This window comes from Kribbella qitaiheensis (assembly GCF_014217565.1).
Lineage (GTDB): Bacteria > Actinomycetota > Actinomycetes > Propionibacteriales > Kribbellaceae > Kribbella > Kribbella qitaiheensis_A.
On sequence record NZ_CP043661.1, the window covers coordinates 3,432,892 to 3,447,992 of the forward strand.

Below are 15,101 nucleotides of genomic sequence, written 5' to 3' on the forward strand. Positions count from 1 at the left end.
CCAGTCGCGGAGGCGGTCCTTCTCGTGGGTCAGATTGCGCAGTTCCGTCTCGGCGTACTCGAATTCCGGCGACCAGAACAGCGCGTCGAACGGGCATGCCTCGATGCAGATCCCGCAGTACATACAGAGCGAGAAGTCGATCGCGAACCGGTCCAGCACGTTCCGGCTCCGCTCCCGGGCCTGCTCACCGACCGACGGCGCGGTCTCGGTGTGCGAGTCGATGTAGATACACCAGCTCGGGCATTCGCGCGCGCAGAGCATGCAGGAGGTGCAGTTCTCCTCCATCAGCGCGATCACCCCGCGCGTCCGCGGCGGCAGCTCAGGCTGGACATCCGGGTACTGCTCGGTGACGGAGCGGCGGCCCAGTGTCTTCGCGGTGACCTTCAGGCCATCGATCAACCCCTTGCCAGGTACGGCCACGCCTCCTCCTCCGTCAGTCGGTTCGCAGGCTGAGACTAGTCGGTCCAGGCCGATGACGGGACGGAGAGGCGCGTACTGCGGGCAAAAGCCCCCGCGCAGCTCCTCTGTCGGCGCTCCCGCCCACCCAGGTACGCCACTCCGTCGCGGTTGAAACTGCGGGATTGTCCCGCAGCGCATCACGCTGGGGGCTCATTGCCCACGCTCCTGGTCGCAGCGCCTCGCCCGAGGGCGCCGACCCTCTGCGAGTCGAGCCGGGAAGTGGGGGCGACGCTCTCGAGTCGAGGCGACGCATGGCAGGTCCAGGCTCCGTTGTCGATGCCGGCCGGACCGCCACGCCATCAGTAGGCGGTATTTCAAGTGTCGGTGTGCCTGGCAATACCCCGTCCGGACGGGGTATTGATGGCCTGGAGGTCCGGGCAGGCAGGACTGAGCTCGGTCCGGTTGCGACGACGATTCACCGGAACTCGTACACCCACTCCCCGCGACGCGTAGCCGGGGTCGTCGGTCTCGGAGGTGTCCACGAGGATCGGCTCCACCGGACGACCTCCTCCATCGCGGCTGAACAACTGCGGGCGGTGCCGCGAGATGGTGTCTCAGCGGGGTCCGGCGTCCCGACGGACAGGTAGTGGGCCCGGCGAACGGCCCGATACGAAGGGGGTTGAGCGTGGCCGGATGCCGGGCGGTGGACTACTACCTGTCCGTCGGGACACCCACGGGCCGGGAAGGTCGGATCGAAGAGTCCTAGGTGGCGGGCCGCACAAAGATCGGCCCAGCCAGCCGCCTTGGGAAGCGCGAGCGGGCGGAGTACCGGTTAGAGGTCGCGTTCCAGGCGGGCGGCGACTTGGCGGTAGCGGCTCACGGGGATCAGGTGCACGCCGTCGAAGGCGCCGCTGGCTCTGATCTGGAGGATGTGGTCGCAGGCTGCGTCGATGCCGGCGTCGGGGTCCTGCTCGACCGAGGCGATCAGGGTGTCGGGGATTGTGAGTTGAGGTAGGGCGGCCAGGTTGTGGGCCATTTTGGCGCTGGCGAGGACCATGACGCCGGCGTACACGGGGATGTCGACGGTGATGCTGTCCCGCCAGCGCAGAAGGTCCTCCAAGGAGTAGCTGACCTGGACGTAGAGGAAGTCGGCCTCTGCTTTCCAAGCGGGGACGGGGCGGAGGCGGGTTGCCGCGCCGACCTGGAACGGGGCGATGCCGGGGAAGGACGTGGCGCGGGCCTCTTCGATCATCGTGCGGACGGTGAGTTGGCTGGTCCGGGCACCGGCGGTCGGTTCGTCGCCGTGGACGAAGAGGAACTGCTCCACGCCGTACGCCGCAGCCGTGAGCAGGTCGCGGCGGAAACCGAGCAGGTTCCGGTCGCGGGAGTTCAGGCAGGCGATGCCGCGGGCACCCATCCCCTGTACTTCGTTGGCCACGGCGACGCTGGACACCGTCGCCCGGCCGATGTGGTTGTCGGGGATCAGGAAGGCGTCCGCGATCGGGCTCAGTACGCCGATCTGGTGCCGCACCTTTTTCAGATCGGGCCGCGTCGGCGGCTCCACCTCACAGATCAATTCGAATCCTTCAGCCATGACACCGGACTGTAGCGAGTGAAGGCGGCGTGTTCGGGCACCGGACGAGCGGTCCGCCAGCCAGGCAGTGGCCCTGCGGCGACTTCCCATTCACGCTCAACATCCCTACGCCGTGCCCAACCTGGACGAGCACTGCCTGTCTGGCGGATCAGTTCGCCCCGAGATGGCGGACCGACCCTGCCGAGTCAGCCGGATTGCGTCGCTGATCGAGCGACGGCGCCTGCCACCGAGGTGCTGAGTGCTGGAGGTCCGCCTTCGCCTAGAGGGTGGACTGTTGGTGGGTCAGGAAGGTGCGTTCAGCCGTGTTGGTGGTGAGGGGGATGGCTGCGGCGTATGCGGCGCGTGCGGCGGCCTTCCTGTCTAGGCGTTTGAGGAGGTCGGCTCGGATGGCGTGGAAGAGGTAGTAGTTGCCGAGATCGAGTTCGTCGACTAGCGCGAGGGCCGCTTCGGGTCCGTCGACTTCCGCGACCGCTACCGCGCGATTCAGGGCGACGACTGGGGTCGGGGTGAAGGTGAGGAGTTGGTCGTAGAGCTGGACGATCTGGTCCCATGCCGTTGTCGATGTACTAGGTGCGTCGCTGTGGACTGCGTTGATCGCGGCCTGGAGCTGGTACGGGCCTGGCGCGTCTCGGCGAAGGCACCGGCGTACGAGGTCTTGGCCCTCCAGAACCAACGCGCGATCCCAGAGGGACCGGTCTTGTTGAGCCAATAAGACCAGCGAACCATCGGGCCCGACTCGCGCGGGTCGGCGCGATTCCTGGAGGAGCATGAGGGCGAGCAGGCCGACAGCCTCGGGTTCGTCGGGCATCAGTTCGACCAGGAGCCGCCCGAGCCGGATCGCCTCGAGGCAGAGCTCCGACCGGATCAGCTCATCGCCGGACGACGCGGCGTACCCCTCGTTGAAGATCAGGTACACGACAGCCAGTACGCCGCGGACGCGCTCGGGCAGATCCGCCTCATAAGGAACCCGGTACGGAATCCCCGCGGTCCGGATCTTCGCCTTCGCGCGGACCAGTCGTTGCGCCATCGTCGGCTCGGGGACCAGGAAAGCACGCGCGATCTCGGTGGTGGTGAGCCCGCCGAGCAGCCGCAGGGTCAGCGCGACCCGGACGTTCAGAGCCAGCGCCGGGTGGCAGCACGTGAAGATCAACCGCAGCCGGTCATCGCGCACGACACCCTCCTCCACTGGCTCGCCCTGGGCATGCAGCAACGCCGCTTGCGCGTGCTTGTCCTCCCGCGACGACTCCCGCCGCAGCCGATCGATCGCACGATTCCGCGCCGTCGTGATGATCCAGCCGGCCGGACTCGGCGGCAGCCCTGCTGCCGGCCACTTCTCCACCGCCGCCGCGAAGGCCTCCTGTACTGCGTCCTCGGCGATCTCCAGATCCCCGAAAACCCGAGCCAGTACCGCGACCGCCCGCCCGTGCTCAGCACGGAAGACGCCCGCGACCTCCGCCACCGAAATGCTGCCCGACTGCATCAGGTGAAAGGCCTGACTTCTACGGACAGGGGCTCGAGAATCCGGGTGAGTTTGCGAGCCCAGAGCAATGCTTCGTCGAGGTCCTCGACCTGGATGACGGTGAAGCCGCCGAGGTGCTCCTTGCCTTCCGTGAACGGGCCGTCCGTGACGAGCACCTCGTCACCCGAAGCACGCAGTACGGTCGATGACTCCGGCGGATGAAGACCGGCGCTGAACACCCAGGACCCGGCTTCGCGCAGCTCGTCATTCCAGCTAGCGAGGTTCGTCATGATCGGTTCCAGCACCGACGGCTCCGGAATCGGCCCATCCGGCTGGTAGATGCCGAGCAGATACTGCTTCATCTGTCCTCCCAAGAGACGGTTCTACCCTCTGTACGAACGGGGTCAGCCCGGATCGACAGGCAGCGTCGCGACCACCACCAACCCACCGCCTCGGCGAGGATCGGCACGCACCGATCCACCATGAGCCTCGGCCACGGAACGGACGATCGACAACCCCAGCCCGGCCCCTTTCGCGCCGACCAGCCGGTTGCCGCTCAGCCGGTGGAACGGCTTGAACAGCCCCTCGACCTCGTACGCCGGTACGTCGGGCCCGCTGTTCGCCACCTTCACCTCGACCTGATCCTGATCGGTGGTCCGGCTGGTGAGCTCGACCCAGCCACCCGCGTGGTTGTGCCGGATGGCGTTCTCGACCAGGTTGTGGACCAGCCGTTCGAGCAGCAGCGCGTCCCCGGTGGTCGGCGCGTCGCCCGGCTCGGCCCGTACTTCGACTTCGGCAGCGGCGGCCTCGCGCGTCAGCTGAGCCACCACGTGGCTGCTGACGTCGGCCAGGTTCACCGGGTATCTGGCTGTCAGTTCCTTCTCGGAATCGGCGAGCAGCAGCAGCCCGCTGATCAGCTGCTCGTGCCGGTCGTTGATCGCCAGCAGGCTCTCACCCAGTTGCTTCACGTCGTCGGAGGCCGATCGCCGGTGCATCGCGATCTCGACGAGCGCCCGGCCGAGGGTGAGCGGCGTACGGAGTTCGTGGGAGGCGTTCGCCACGAACCGGCGCTGGCCGTCGAACGAGTGGTCCAGCCGTTCCACCATCGTGTCGAACGCGTCGGCGAGGTTCTTCACCTCGTCGTCCGGCCCGCGCAGGGCGATCCGCTCGTGCAGTCCCCGTCCGGCCGCCGGAGCCGTCGCGATCCGGCGAGCGGTGTCGGTGACGCGATGCAGGGGCGCGAGCACCCGGCCTGCCACCAGCCAGCCGGAGCCGGCTGCCAGTCCGCCGACCAGCAGCAAGGCGATCCCGCCCTCGGTCAGCAGGGATTTGGTGGCGGCCGATCGCAACTGGTCGCGCTGTTCGTTCATCACCCGCTCGGCATCGGGTCCGGTCAGCACGTCGCCCGCGCTGTTGAGCACCACCAGGCTTTTGTCCGAGGGCTTGGCTGTCGGTGTGGCACCGCTCGGAGGAGGCGACAGATAGGTGCCCTTGACGATCACGCGATGGTCCGACGAGAGCTGCTGACTGAACAGTGCATAGGTGAGGCCGAGCAGCAGCACGCCGGCCGCCATGAACAGGCCGCCGTAGATCAAGGTCAGCCGGGCGCGGAGGGTGAGGTGACGCGGTAGCAGCTTCACGGAATCCGGTACCCCACTCCGGTGACGGTCTCCACGACCGCGGGCTCGCCGAGTTTGCGGCGCAGTTTGAGAATGGTCAGCCGCACCGCGCCGGTGAACGGGTCGACATGTTCGTCCCAGGCCTTCTCCAGCAACTGCTCGGCGGACACCGTCGCCCCGTCGGCCCGGAGCAGCTCGGCCAGTACCGCGAACTCCTTCTTCGCGAGCGGCACATAGCGGCCGTCCCGGAACACCTCGTGCCGCGCCGGATCCAGGGTCAGCCCGTTGCGACGTAGTACGGGCGGATCGGCCGGGCGGCTCCGGCGGCCCAGCGCCTGGACGCGGGCCGCCAGCTCGGCGAACGCGAACGGCTTCGTGAGGTAGTCGTCGGCGCCGATCCCGAGACCCTCCACCCGGTCGTTGATCGCCGCCGCCGCGGTCAGCATCAGGACCCGCGTCGTCGATCCGGACGCCACCAGTTCGCGGCAGACGTCGTCCCCGTGCACCCGCGGGAGATCCCGGTCCAGCACCAGTACGTCGTACTCGTTGACCGTCAGGCGTTCGAGCGCCGCCGAACCGTCCGGCGCCAGATCGACGGCATGCGCCTCGTCCCGCAGCCACTCCGCGATCGCTGCCGCGAGCAACGGTTCGTCCTCGGCCACCAGTACCCGCATCCCACCGCCACCTTCCGTCGGTCTCCCCATGATCCACGACCGCGGTGTTTCCCCCGCGTTACCGCCGAAGTGGAAACGCCGGGGAAACGCCGGGGCGCCTTGGCTGGGGATCTCAATCGATTTCGAAGGAGACAACGTGAAGCTCACCATCAGCGCGGTACTCGCCGCGGCGACGCTGACCCTGGTCCTGTCCGGCTGTGGAGCCAAGGCCGAGGACAACCAGGTGGCCTCGGGCGGCGGCGCGCAGGGGACGGCCGGCCCGAGCAGCGCCCCGGCGAGCCTGAGTCGCGACGAGAAGGGCGTGAAGTTCGCCCAGTGCCTGCGGGAGCACGGGATCAATGTGCAGGATCCCGAACCGGGCAAGGGGATCCAGCTCAAGATCGACCCCAGCAGCGGGGTGGCCAAGGCGGACGTCGACAAGGCGATGGAAGCGTGCAAGCAGTACGACCCGCAGGCCGACGGAACGAACAACGCGAATCCGCAGGCGGAGGAGAACGGGCGCAAGTTCGCCGAGTGCATGCGGAAGAACGGTGTCGAGAAGTTTCCGGACCCGAAGCCGGGTCAGCGCGGGATCCTGATCGACAAGGCGACCGCCGACGACCCGGACCTGCCGAAGGCGCAGGAGATCTGCCAGCCCATCCTGGCGGGTAAGTGATGCCGCGGCGCAACCGCCGAGCGTTAATGGTCGTGGCGATGCTCGCAGCGAGCGGCGTACTGACGGCTGTCCTGCTCACCCGATCGGACAGCAGCCAGGCCACCGACAAGAAGGCTGTCGACCTACCGCCCAACACCGCCAAGGTGACTCGCCAGACGCTCACGGACACCGAGACCGTCGACGGCGAGCTCGGATACGGCACGACGACAGCAGCAGCCAGCCGTACTCCTGGAACCATCACCTGGCTTCCTGACAGCGGGCAGGCGCTCAGCCGCGGACAAGCGCTCTTCAAGGTGAACAACAAGCCCACCAGCATCATGTACGGCGCACTGCCGGCGTACCGGCGGCTTGCGGTCGACAGCGAAGGGCAGGATGTCCGCCAGCTCGAGCAGAACCTCAAGGCGCTGGGCTACACCGGGTTCACGGTCGACGACGAATACACGTCCGCAACAGCCTCGGCGGTCGAGGAATGGCAGGAGGACCGCGGTCTGGACGAGACCGGGGTCGTGGAGCTCGGCCAAGTCGTCTTCACCGGCGGCCCGGTGCGGGTGGACAGCCTTTCGGCCCAAGAGGGTGCACCGACGGCGCCAGGCCAGACCGTACTGACGTACACCGGCACCACCAAGGCGGTCACGGTCGAGCTCGACGCGGCGGATCAGCGCTTGGCGAAGCGGAACGGAAATGTGTCGGTGACGTTGCCTGACGACAGTACGGTCGCGGGCCGGATCGACGAGGTGTCCACGAAGATCGTGCCCGCCGAGTCGCCGGACAAGGAGCCGGAAACGAAGATCGAGCTTGTTGTTGCCATTAGCAACCAGAAGGCGGCCGCACCGGCGTCGGTCGACGTGGTGTTCACGGCGTCCGAGCGGAAGAACGTCCTGACCGTGCCGGTCGCGGCTCTGCTCGCGTTGCAGGAGGGCGGCTTCGGCGTCCAAGTGACCGGCACCGGCTCGCAGTACACGCCGGTGAAGACAGGGATGTTCGCGAACGGCCGGGTCGAGATCAGCGGTGCGGGGATCGCGGCCGGCGTGAGTGTGGGGGTGCCGAAGTGATCGAGCTGACCGACGTGACGAAGGTCTACCCGGGTGGTGTCAGCGCACTGGCGGGAGTGTCGCTGCGGATCGAAGCGGGCGAACTGGTGGCGATCGTCGGCCCGTCCGGGTCCGGCAAGTCGACGATGCTGAATGTGCTCGGCACGCTGGACCGGCCCACCAGCGGCCGGGTCCGGATCGACCGGTACGACGTGGCGCGACTGTCCGACAGTGGCTTGTCGGCCCTGCGGGCGAGCCGGATCGGGTTCGTGTTCCAGCAGTTCCACCTGGCGGCCGGAGTACGGGCGGTCGACAACGTGGCGGACGGGTTGTTGTACTCCGGCCTGAGGCGAGCCGAACGCCGTCGCCGGGCCGAAGCCGCGCTGGAACGAGTCGGACTTGGGCATCGGATGGATCACGAACCGCACGAGCTCTCCGGCGGAGAACGCCAACGGGTCGCTGTGGCCCGCGCGGTGGCAGGCGATCCCGCTCTGCTCCTCGCGGACGAGCCGACCGGAGCGTTGGACTCGGTCTCAGGTGCGGGCGTGATGCAACTGCTCCGCGACCTGCACTCGGGCGGTACGACGGTCGTCATCATCACCCACGACCGCGACATCGCCGCCTCGCTCCCCCGCCAACTGCCGATGCGAGACGGCCACCTACTCCCTGAGGCCGGCTGATGGCGGGCGAGTTGCGGGCCGCCAGATTGTGGCCGGGCGACGTACTGCGGGTCGGCGGGGTCGGACTGAGAACCCGGCCGTTGCGAGCCTTCCTGTCGGCGCTGGGGATCGCGATCGGGATCGGCGCGATGGTCTCGGTGGTCGGCATCTCGTCGTCCTCGCAGGCCGGGCTGAACGCGACGCTCGATGCCCTGGGCACCAATCTGCTCACCGTCGCACCGGGCACGACGCTGACCGGCGAGCAGGCGCAGTTGCCGCTCGCCGCCGAGGCGATGGTCAGCCGGATCGGCCCGGTCCAGGCGCAGTCCGCGATCGGCCGGGTCGACGACGCGAATGTCTACCGCACCAACCGGATTCCCGCCATCGAGACCAACGGGATCGTCCCGTACGCCGCCCGCGCCGACCTGCTCACCACCATCGGTGGAACCATCCGCAGCGGCCGCTGGCTCGATGCCGCGACGGGCTCCTACCCGGCGACCGTGCTCGGCTCCGCAGCCGCGGAACGGCTCGGGATCAGCCGATCCGGCCCGGACACCCAGGTACTGATCGGCAACCGCTGGTTCACCGTCATCGGCATCCTGCAACCGGCCGCGCTCGCCCCCGAACTCGACAGCGCCGTGCTGATCGGCTGGCCCGCGGCCGACTCCACCCTCGGTTTCGACGGGCACCCGACCCGGATCTACACCCGGTCGCCGGATTCCCAGGTCGAGGCGGTCCGGTCGGTCCTCGGCGCCACTGCGAATCCCGAGGCACCGAACGAGGTGGAGGTCTCCCGCCCGTCCGACGCGCTGGCGGCGAAACAGGCCGCGGGTGAGGCGTTCACCGGGCTGCTGCTCGGGCTCGGCGCGGTTGCCCTGCTCGTCGGCGGGGTCGGCGTCGCCAACATCATGGTGATCTCCGTGCTCGAACGCCGGGCCGAGATCGGGTTGCGGAGGTCGCTGGGAGCTACTCGGGGTCAGGTCAGGACCCAGTTCCTGACGGAGTCGTTGCTGTTGTCCGCGTTGGGTGGTGCCGGCGGTAGCGTCCTGGGCAGCGGGGTGACCGCGACCTACGCGGCGTACCAGGACTGGCTGACGGTGATTCCGGTGTGGGCGTTGCTCGGCGGGTTCGCCTCGACCTTGGTGATCGGTGGCCTGGCCGGCCTCTACCCGGCGATCCGCGCTTCGCGGCTCTCACCCACCGAAGCGCTCGCCAACCCGTAGTGCGTCAGTAGAAGATCGCTACGCCGATGCCTGTCAGGGCCAGTTGGAGGAGGGCCAGCGGGACCAGGCCCTGCCAGGCGAGTTTCTGGAGTTGGTCGGCGCGCATGCGGGGAAAGGCGACGCGGACCCAGATGACGACGAGGGAGACCGCTGCGACCTTGAGCACTGTCCAGAGCCAGTCGAGTTCGTCGGGACCCGGGCCTGACCAACCGCCGAGGAACAGGACTGTGGTCAGGCCTGCCAGCACCACGATCCCGGCGTACTCCGCGAGCAGGAACATCGCGAACCGCAGCCCGGTGTACTCCGTGTAGGGGCCGAAGATCACCTCGGAGTCGGCCACCGGCATGTCGAACGGGGGCCGTTGCAGCTCGGCGAGACCGGCGATGAAGAACACGATCAGACCGGGGAGCTGCCAGAGCAACCACCACGGATTCCATTGGTCGACGATCCCGCTCAGGCTCAGCGTGCCCGCGGCGACGGCGACACTCGCGGCCGAGAGCACGAACGGCAGCTCGTAGCTCATCAGCTGCGCCGCGACCCGCAGGCCACCGAGGAGGCTGTACTTGTTGCCGCTCGCCCAGCCCGCCATCAGGGAGCCGAGCACGCCGACCGACATCACCGCGAGGACGAAGAACACTCCCGAGTCGAGATCCGCGCCGACGATGCCGGGCGCGATCGGGATCGCGGCCATCGCCGCCATGTACGGCAGGATCGCGACGACCGGGGCCCACTCGAAGACCCGCTTGTCCGCGGCGGTCGGGGTGACACTCTCCTTCTGGATGAACTTCACCCCGTCGGCGACGAGCTGCGCCCAGCCGTGGAAGGCCCCGGCGTACATCGGGCCGAGCCTGGACTGCATGTGCGCCATCACCTTGTGCTCGGCCTGGCCGACCAGCAACGGGGTCACCAGGAACGCGACCAGCACGCCGACGACCCGCACCAAGAACTCGAGCATGACCGAACCCTACCGAGTCCGGCTTGACCTGAACCATTGTTGAGGTCCCAAGGTGTGGATAAACCACAGTTGGAGGAGCTCATGCCCACAGTTCTCGTCACCGGCGCTACCGGACGCGTCGGCCGGCATTTGGTGAACGATCTGCTGGACGCCGGTACTACGGTGCGCGCGCTGGTGCGGGACCCGGCCGCTGCCGCGCTGCCCGAGGCCGTCGAGGTGGTGCACGGTGACATCACTGACGAGGCGGCCGTCGACCGTGCTGCGGCCGGGACGGATGCCGCGTTCCTGCTGTGGCCGTCGTTCAGCGCCGAGGGTGCGCAGCCGGTGGTCGCGGCGTTGACCGAGCAGGTCTCGCGGGTGGTGTACCTGTCCTCGCTGAGCGTGCGCGACGACGAGCCGCCGGCCGCTTCGGGGGTCTGGGGCGAGGTCGAGGATCTGTTGATCGGCTCGGACTGGACCTTCTTGCGGCCGAGCGGGTTCGCGGTGAACACGCTGGGGTGGGCGGAGGAGTTCCGCCGAGGGAACGTCGTACGGGTGTCGTCGCCTGAGGCGGGGCGGTCGCTGATCCACCAGCGCGACATCGCAGCGGTCGCGGCCGTCGCGTTGCTGGACGACAAGCACATCGGGCAGAAATACCTGCTGACCGGGCCGGAGGTGCTGACCCAGACCCAGCAGGTCGCAATCCTCAGCGAGGCCGTCGGCAAGCCGATGCGGATCGAGGAGCAGTCCCCCGCCGAAGCCCGCCAAGCGATGCTGGACCTCGGCGCCGACCCAACCCTCGCCGACAGCTCAGTCGCCTACTGGGCGTCCCTGGTCACCAACCCAGAACCAGTCACCACCACAGTCCCCGACCTCCTCAACCGCCCCGCCCTCACCTTCCAAGCCTGGGCCGAAGAACACGCCGACGACTTCCGCAACTAGTTTCAGAGCCCAAGAATTGGAGCTGCGCCCGTCCGCCACGGCATTCCGATATCATGTGATATCGGAAAGGGAGGTTGGTATGAGTGACGTTCTGATTCGCGACGTTCCAGATGATGTTCTCGCGGTGATCGATCACCGCGCCGGTCACCTTGGGCTGTCCCGGAGCGAATACCTACGCCGGCAGTTGAGCCGGGAGGCGGCTCGAAGTGACGGCCCCGTGTCTACGGCTGATCTTCAGCGGCTGTCCCACACACTCCGGGATCTGGCAGATCCAGATGTCATGGACCAGGCCTGGTCGTGACGCCCAAGGGTGAGAACCGGCGCTGGCTGGTCGACAAGTCAGCATTGGTACGCCTGGGGGAAAGCCCTAACGTCGACGAGTGGGCAAACCGGATCGACCGCGGGCTGGTGCACATCGCCACCGTCACCTTACTTGAGGTCGGCTTCTCCGCAAGGACTCCGGAGGAGCATCGGCTCGCCTTGCAGAATCCGCCGATCTCCTCGATGCCTGTCGAAAACACGACACCCGCCATCGAGCGGAGAGCTGTGGCCATTCAGTCCATGCTCGCGTCCGCCGGGCAGCATCGAGCGCCGTCGGTGCCAGATCTGCTGATCTCAGCTACCGCCGAACTAGCCGGACTGATCGTCCTCCACCTCGACAAGGACTTCGAGTTGATCGCAGCTCTGACCGGCCAACGACTGGAACGTCTGGACCAGAGCGACTCATAGCCGAACCAGTGGTACCGCTCAGATCTCGGGGCTTTCCGTACCGCGGTCAGGTGGTGCCGCGGCGGGCGGGTCGGCGGGGGTTACCGGCGTACTGGGCGTGTCCGCTGCAGTCGGCTCGGCGGGTGGGGCTGGGGTGGCTGTCGGTGTAGTGCGGGGGTTGCGGCGTTCGCCTGATGCGCGGCGGGGGCGGGCTGGGGTGGCGGCGCTCAAAGCCGGCGCGAGAGGATCCGGGTCGGGTGAGCCGGGTGGACGCGGTCCCCATGAGTCAGGATCCGGTACGCCGGGTGGGAGGGTACGGCGGCGGCCGGGGGCGCCGGCCCTTGGCGGCTGGAGCGTGGTCGGATTCGCCAGGTTCTTTGGCTCCTGGCCACGGCTTCGCTACCCGGGAGGCGAGGACAAACTCCTTGCGCAGCGGGTGTCCCTCGAAGCCGTCCGGGAGCAGCAGTGGGATCAGGTTCGGGTGGCCGTCGAAGGTGATGCCGAACATCTCGGCCGTCTCGCGCTCATGCCAGTTCGCGCCGGCGTACACGTCTGCCAGGGAAGCGAGCTGCGGCGTCGCCCGCGGGATCAGCGTCCGGACCATCAGGTGATCGACGTGCGACCCACCCCAGAAGTCCGCCAGGTGCGTGACCACCCGGAACCCGTCGTTCAGCTCGTCGCTGGCGGTCAGGAAGTCGAAGAAGGTCACCCCGACCTCGTCCCGCAGTACTTCGTGCGCGGCGACCCACGCCTCAGCCGGTACGTCGTACGCCTGCGGCCCGAAGCTGTCCGACACCGTCGCCGCGATCCCCGCCGCGGTCAGCGCGGCAAGCACCTCGTCGCTCACTCCGCCGGCTCCTCGACCGAAGAGCCCTGGCCCGGTGCGACCAGCCCGCGAGTCAGCGCTCCCACAGACGGTTCGTAACGGCTGGTGACGTTCTCGCCGGCGATCTTCTCCTGGAGCTTGAGGATGCCTTGCAGCAACGCCTCCGGCCGCGGCGGACAGCCCGGTACATAGACGTCGACCGGGATGATCTGGTCGACACCCTTCGTCACGCAGTACGAATCCCAGTACGGCCCGCCCGAGTTCGAGCAGGACCCGAACGAGATCACGTACTTCGGCTCCGGCATCTGGTCGTAGAGCCGCTTGATCGCGGGCGCCATCTTGTCCGTCACCGTGCCGGAGACCACCATCAGATCGGCCTGCCGCGGCCCGGGCGCGAACGGGATCACGCCGAGCCGGATGAAGTCGTGCCGCCCCATCGAGGCGGCGATGAACTCGATCGCGCAGCAGGCGAGCCCGAAGTTGAAGACCCAGAGCGAGTACTTGCGGCCCCAGTTGAGCAGGTACCGGACCGGCTCGGGCGCCAGTTTCGCCAGCGCTCCGACGGCCGGCCGTACGGTCGGCGTCGGCAGATGAACCGGACTGTCAGGCATGGGCCTCAGCCTAGTCCGACAATCTCCTCCGCGAGGATCTCCGGGTATTCCAGCGGCGCGTAATGCCCGGCCCCGTCGACGTGGCGGAGCCGGACGTCGCTGAAGAAGTCGTCGAGCCGGTCCGACCAGGCGCGCGGAAAGAGCGGATCGAACTCCGGCCACAGCACCACCGTCGGCACGCTGATCCGGTCGTAGATCGCCGGCGCCGTCTCTGCCGCGGAAGTCGCGACGGACCCCGCACCCGCCCGGTACCAATTGATCGAGGCGGTGAAGGCACCCGGCTGCGAGTACACCTCCACCAAGTGATCCAGCTCAGGCTCGAAGCCCGGCCCCGACCAGTGCGTCCAGAAGTGCTCCAGGTAAGCCCGCACCGCATCGGGCCGCCCGTCGACAAGCTGCTCGATCACGGGCAGCTTGTGAAAGGCCTGGTACCAGAACTCCGCCTGCGCCTTCTCCGAGAACACCCGCTTCCCGATGCCCGGCAGCGGCGGCGCGACAACCAGACCGTCCACCAGTTCCGGCCTGCTGCGCGCGATCCCCTGCGCGATCCGGCTGCCGACGTCGTAGCCCGCCAGCACCGGCCGCTCGAGACCCAACTCCTCGATCAGCCCCAGCACGCTCCGCGCCTGCCCAGCCACCCCGTACTGCGCGGCCGGGTCAGCCGCATGCTTGTCCGACTCCCCGAACCCGCGCAGATCCGGTACTACGACCTCATGCCCCTGCTCCACCAGCAGCGGCACCAGTCGCCGGTAGTCGGTCCGATCACCAGGCCAGCCGTGCAGCAGCACGACGGCGGGACCCTCACCTTCCCGGTCGTAGGCCAATGAGAACCCGTCTACAGCAGCACTGTTCGACATGGGGCCCATCATGGGTCCCCAGGTAAATCAGCGCAGGTGAATCAGCCGATCTTGTTGAGGAGATGACCTGGGCCTGTCGTCAGCCCACCTTCCACCGGCAGGGTGATGCCGGTGATCCAGGCCGCGTCGTCGGAGGCCAGGAAGGCGATGGCGGCCGCGACATCCTCGGGCTGACCGACCCGGCCGAGCGGGTAGATCGCCTTCAGCTCGTCCAGCAGCTTCTCCTTGCCGAGAAACCGGTCGGTGGCAACGGTCGCCGGGGCCACCACGTTGAAGCGGACGCCCTGCGGCCCGTGGTCGGAGGCCAGATTGCGAACGAGGTTGGCCACCGCAGCCTTCGCAGCGGCGTACGGGGCGGTGCCGAGGGCAACCTCGCCACTGATCGAGCCGACCAGGACGACCGCTCCGCGGGACTCCATCAGATGCGGCAGCGACGCCCGGATGCAGCGGACTGCGCCGGTGAAGGTGAAGTCGTACTGCCGGCCCCACTGCTCCTCGGCAGGCTCAGCTCCCTCGAGCCCTCCGACGTTGTGACCGGCAACGTTGGCCAGTACGTCGAGCCGCCCGAACCGCCCGACCGTCGCTGCCACCGCCGCGTCGACCGAGGCGGTGTCGGTGATGTCGCAGCTGAGTGCCACGGCAGATCCTCCGGCCTCGGTGATCTCGGCGACGACCGCGGCTGTCCCTTCGGCGTCGACATCGGCTGCTCCGATCGCGGCGCCTTCCGCCGCTAGGCGCAGGACGGTCGCCCGGCCGATGCCGTGCGCTGCTCCGGTGACAAAAGCGACCCGGTTCTCGAACCTCTTCAAAGCCATCTCCTCCGCTGGGAGTCCAGACGCTAGGTCCTAGAGAGGGCTCTAGGTCAAACCGCTCCTTGACCCTGACATCCGGCCGTCGTAGCTTGATTGAA

The 15,101-nt window shown here is 68.1% G+C and carries 16 protein-coding genes and 1 pseudogene; 6 read left to right on the plus strand and 11 right to left on the minus strand.

Features of this window, described 5'->3' with window-relative positions:
• Nucleotides 1-69 precede the first annotated feature (69 nt).
• From F1D05_RS40295 to F1D05_RS15935, 6 genes and pseudogenes are all read right to left on the minus strand, one after another.
• Nucleotides 70-285 (minus strand): annotated as a pseudogene (locus tag F1D05_RS40295) (4Fe-4S binding protein); the annotation flags it as partial.
• A 946-nt stretch (nt 286-1,231) separates the two neighbouring features.
• A complete protein-coding gene (locus F1D05_RS15915; RefSeq protein WP_185448402.1) occupies nt 1,232-1,993 on the minus strand; it encodes a methylenetetrahydrofolate reductase in 762 nt (253 codons plus the stop codon).
• A gap of 259 nt (nt 1,994-2,252) precedes the next feature.
• Nucleotides 2,253-3,473: an RNA polymerase sigma factor gene (locus F1D05_RS15920; RefSeq protein ID WP_185448403.1), complete on the minus strand. Its 1,221-nt coding sequence runs from the start codon at nt 3,471-3,473 to the stop codon at nt 2,253-2,255.
• A complete protein-coding gene (locus F1D05_RS15925) occupies nt 3,473-3,814 on the minus strand; it encodes a YciI family protein (RefSeq protein WP_185448404.1) in 342 nt (113 codons plus the stop codon). The genes F1D05_RS15920 and F1D05_RS15925 overlap by 1 nt, the downstream gene beginning before the upstream one ends.
• 42 nt (nt 3,815-3,856) lie before the next feature.
• Complete coding sequence (locus F1D05_RS15930) at nt 3,857-5,092, minus strand: sensor histidine kinase (RefSeq protein ID WP_206686227.1); 1,236 nt, start codon at nt 5,090-5,092, stop codon at nt 3,857-3,859.
• Nucleotides 5,089-5,745: a response regulator transcription factor gene (locus F1D05_RS15935; protein ID WP_185448405.1), complete on the minus strand. Its 657-nt coding sequence runs from the start codon at nt 5,743-5,745 to the stop codon at nt 5,089-5,091. Before F1D05_RS15935 ends, F1D05_RS15930 begins: the two co-directional genes overlap by 4 nt.
• A gap of 136 nt (nt 5,746-5,881) precedes the next feature.
• Between F1D05_RS15935 and F1D05_RS15940 the strand changes: the two genes are divergently transcribed.
• The 4 genes from F1D05_RS15940 to F1D05_RS15955 are packed head-to-tail and all read left to right on the plus strand — an operon-like array spanning nt 5,882 to nt 9,313.
• Nucleotides 5,882-6,400, plus strand: a complete 519-nt coding sequence (locus F1D05_RS15940; protein WP_206686228.1) for a hypothetical protein — start codon at nt 5,882-5,884, stop codon at nt 6,398-6,400.
• Between the two features lie 38 nt (nt 6,401-6,438).
• On the plus strand, nt 6,439-7,452 hold the full coding sequence (locus tag F1D05_RS15945) for a peptidoglycan-binding protein (RefSeq protein ID WP_246486738.1): 1,014 nt from the start codon (nt 6,439-6,441) through the stop codon (nt 7,450-7,452).
• Nucleotides 7,449-8,111 carry an ABC transporter ATP-binding protein gene (locus tag F1D05_RS15950; RefSeq protein WP_185448407.1) on the plus strand — a complete coding sequence of 221 codons (663 nt, stop codon included), beginning with the start codon at nt 7,449-7,451 and terminating at the stop codon, nt 8,109-8,111. Before F1D05_RS15945 ends, F1D05_RS15950 begins: the two co-directional genes overlap by 4 nt.
• Complete coding sequence (locus F1D05_RS15955) at nt 8,111-9,313, plus strand: ABC transporter permease (protein WP_185448408.1); 1,203 nt, start codon at nt 8,111-8,113, stop codon at nt 9,311-9,313. Before F1D05_RS15950 ends, F1D05_RS15955 begins: the two co-directional genes overlap by 1 nt.
• A gap of 4 nt (nt 9,314-9,317) precedes the next feature.
• On the opposite strand, the gene F1D05_RS15960 is transcribed toward F1D05_RS15955, so the two are convergent.
• Nucleotides 9,318-10,268 (minus strand): complex I subunit 1/NuoH family protein, encoded by a 951-nt coding sequence (locus F1D05_RS15960; RefSeq protein ID WP_185448409.1) that lies wholly within the window; start codon nt 10,266-10,268, stop codon nt 9,318-9,320.
• A gap of 81 nt (nt 10,269-10,349) precedes the next feature.
• Between F1D05_RS15960 and F1D05_RS15965 the strand changes: the two genes are divergently transcribed.
• Together F1D05_RS15965 and F1D05_RS15970 are read left to right on the plus strand one after the other, a co-directional pair.
• Entirely contained in the window at nt 10,350-11,189 is an 840-nt protein-coding gene (locus tag F1D05_RS15965; protein ID WP_185448410.1) for an SDR family oxidoreductase, read from the plus strand.
• A gap of 297 nt (nt 11,190-11,486) precedes the next feature.
• Nucleotides 11,487-11,918 carry a PIN domain nuclease gene (locus F1D05_RS15970; RefSeq protein ID WP_185448411.1) on the plus strand — a complete coding sequence of 144 codons (432 nt, stop codon included), beginning with the start codon at nt 11,487-11,489 and terminating at the stop codon, nt 11,916-11,918.
• 265 nt (nt 11,919-12,183) lie between these two features.
• On the opposite strand, the gene F1D05_RS15975 is transcribed toward F1D05_RS15970, so the two are convergent.
• The 4 genes from F1D05_RS15975 to F1D05_RS15990 are packed head-to-tail and all read right to left on the minus strand — an operon-like array spanning nt 12,184 to nt 15,006.
• Complete coding sequence (locus F1D05_RS15975) at nt 12,184-12,744, minus strand: NADH-quinone oxidoreductase subunit C (RefSeq protein ID WP_246486739.1); 561 nt, start codon at nt 12,742-12,744, stop codon at nt 12,184-12,186.
• Nucleotides 12,741-13,334 (minus strand): NADH-quinone oxidoreductase subunit B, encoded by a 594-nt coding sequence (locus F1D05_RS15980; RefSeq protein ID WP_185448412.1) that lies wholly within the window; start codon nt 13,332-13,334, stop codon nt 12,741-12,743. Before F1D05_RS15980 ends, F1D05_RS15975 begins: the two co-directional genes overlap by 4 nt.
• A 5-nt stretch (nt 13,335-13,339) precedes the next feature.
• Nucleotides 13,340-14,191 carry an alpha/beta fold hydrolase gene (locus tag F1D05_RS15985; RefSeq protein ID WP_185448413.1) on the minus strand — a complete coding sequence of 284 codons (852 nt, stop codon included), beginning with the start codon at nt 14,189-14,191 and terminating at the stop codon, nt 13,340-13,342.
• Between the two features lie 41 nt (nt 14,192-14,232).
• Complete coding sequence (locus tag F1D05_RS15990; RefSeq protein WP_185448414.1) at nt 14,233-15,006, minus strand: SDR family NAD(P)-dependent oxidoreductase; 774 nt, start codon at nt 15,004-15,006, stop codon at nt 14,233-14,235.
• Nucleotides 15,007-15,101: the final 95 nt, after the last annotated feature.

Coding starts and splice junctions, on each gene's coding strand:
- F1D05_RS15915 (WP_185448402.1), bottom strand. CDS start 1,993: ATGGCTGAAGGATTCGAATTGATCTGTGAGGTGGAGCCGCCGACGCGG.
- F1D05_RS15920 (WP_185448403.1), bottom strand. CDS start 3,473: ATGCAGTCGGGCAGCATTTCGGTGGCGGAGGTCGCGGGCGTCTTCCGT.
- F1D05_RS15925 (WP_185448404.1), bottom strand. CDS start 3,814: ATGAAGCAGTATCTGCTCGGCATCTACCAGCCGGATGGGCCGATTCCG.
- F1D05_RS15935 (WP_185448405.1), bottom strand. CDS start 5,745: ATGCGGGTACTGGTGGCCGAGGACGAACCGTTGCTCGCGGCAGCGATC.
- F1D05_RS15945 (WP_246486738.1), top strand. CDS start 6,439: ATGCTCGCAGCGAGCGGCGTACTGACGGCTGTCCTGCTCACCCGATCG.
- F1D05_RS15955 (WP_185448408.1), top strand. CDS start 8,111: ATGGCGGGCGAGTTGCGGGCCGCCAGATTGTGGCCGGGCGACGTACTG.
- F1D05_RS15960 (WP_185448409.1), bottom strand. CDS start 10,268: ATGCTCGAGTTCTTGGTGCGGGTCGTCGGCGTGCTGGTCGCGTTCCTG.
- F1D05_RS15965 (WP_185448410.1), top strand. CDS start 10,350: ATGCCCACAGTTCTCGTCACCGGCGCTACCGGACGCGTCGGCCGGCAT.
- F1D05_RS15980 (WP_185448412.1), bottom strand. CDS start 13,334: ATGCCTGACAGTCCGGTTCATCTGCCGACGCCGACCGTACGGCCGGCC.
- F1D05_RS15985 (WP_185448413.1), bottom strand. CDS start 14,191: ATGTCGAACAGTGCTGCTGTAGACGGGTTCTCATTGGCCTACGACCGG.
- F1D05_RS15990 (WP_185448414.1), bottom strand. CDS start 15,006: ATGGCTTTGAAGAGGTTCGAGAACCGGGTCGCTTTTGTCACCGGAGCA.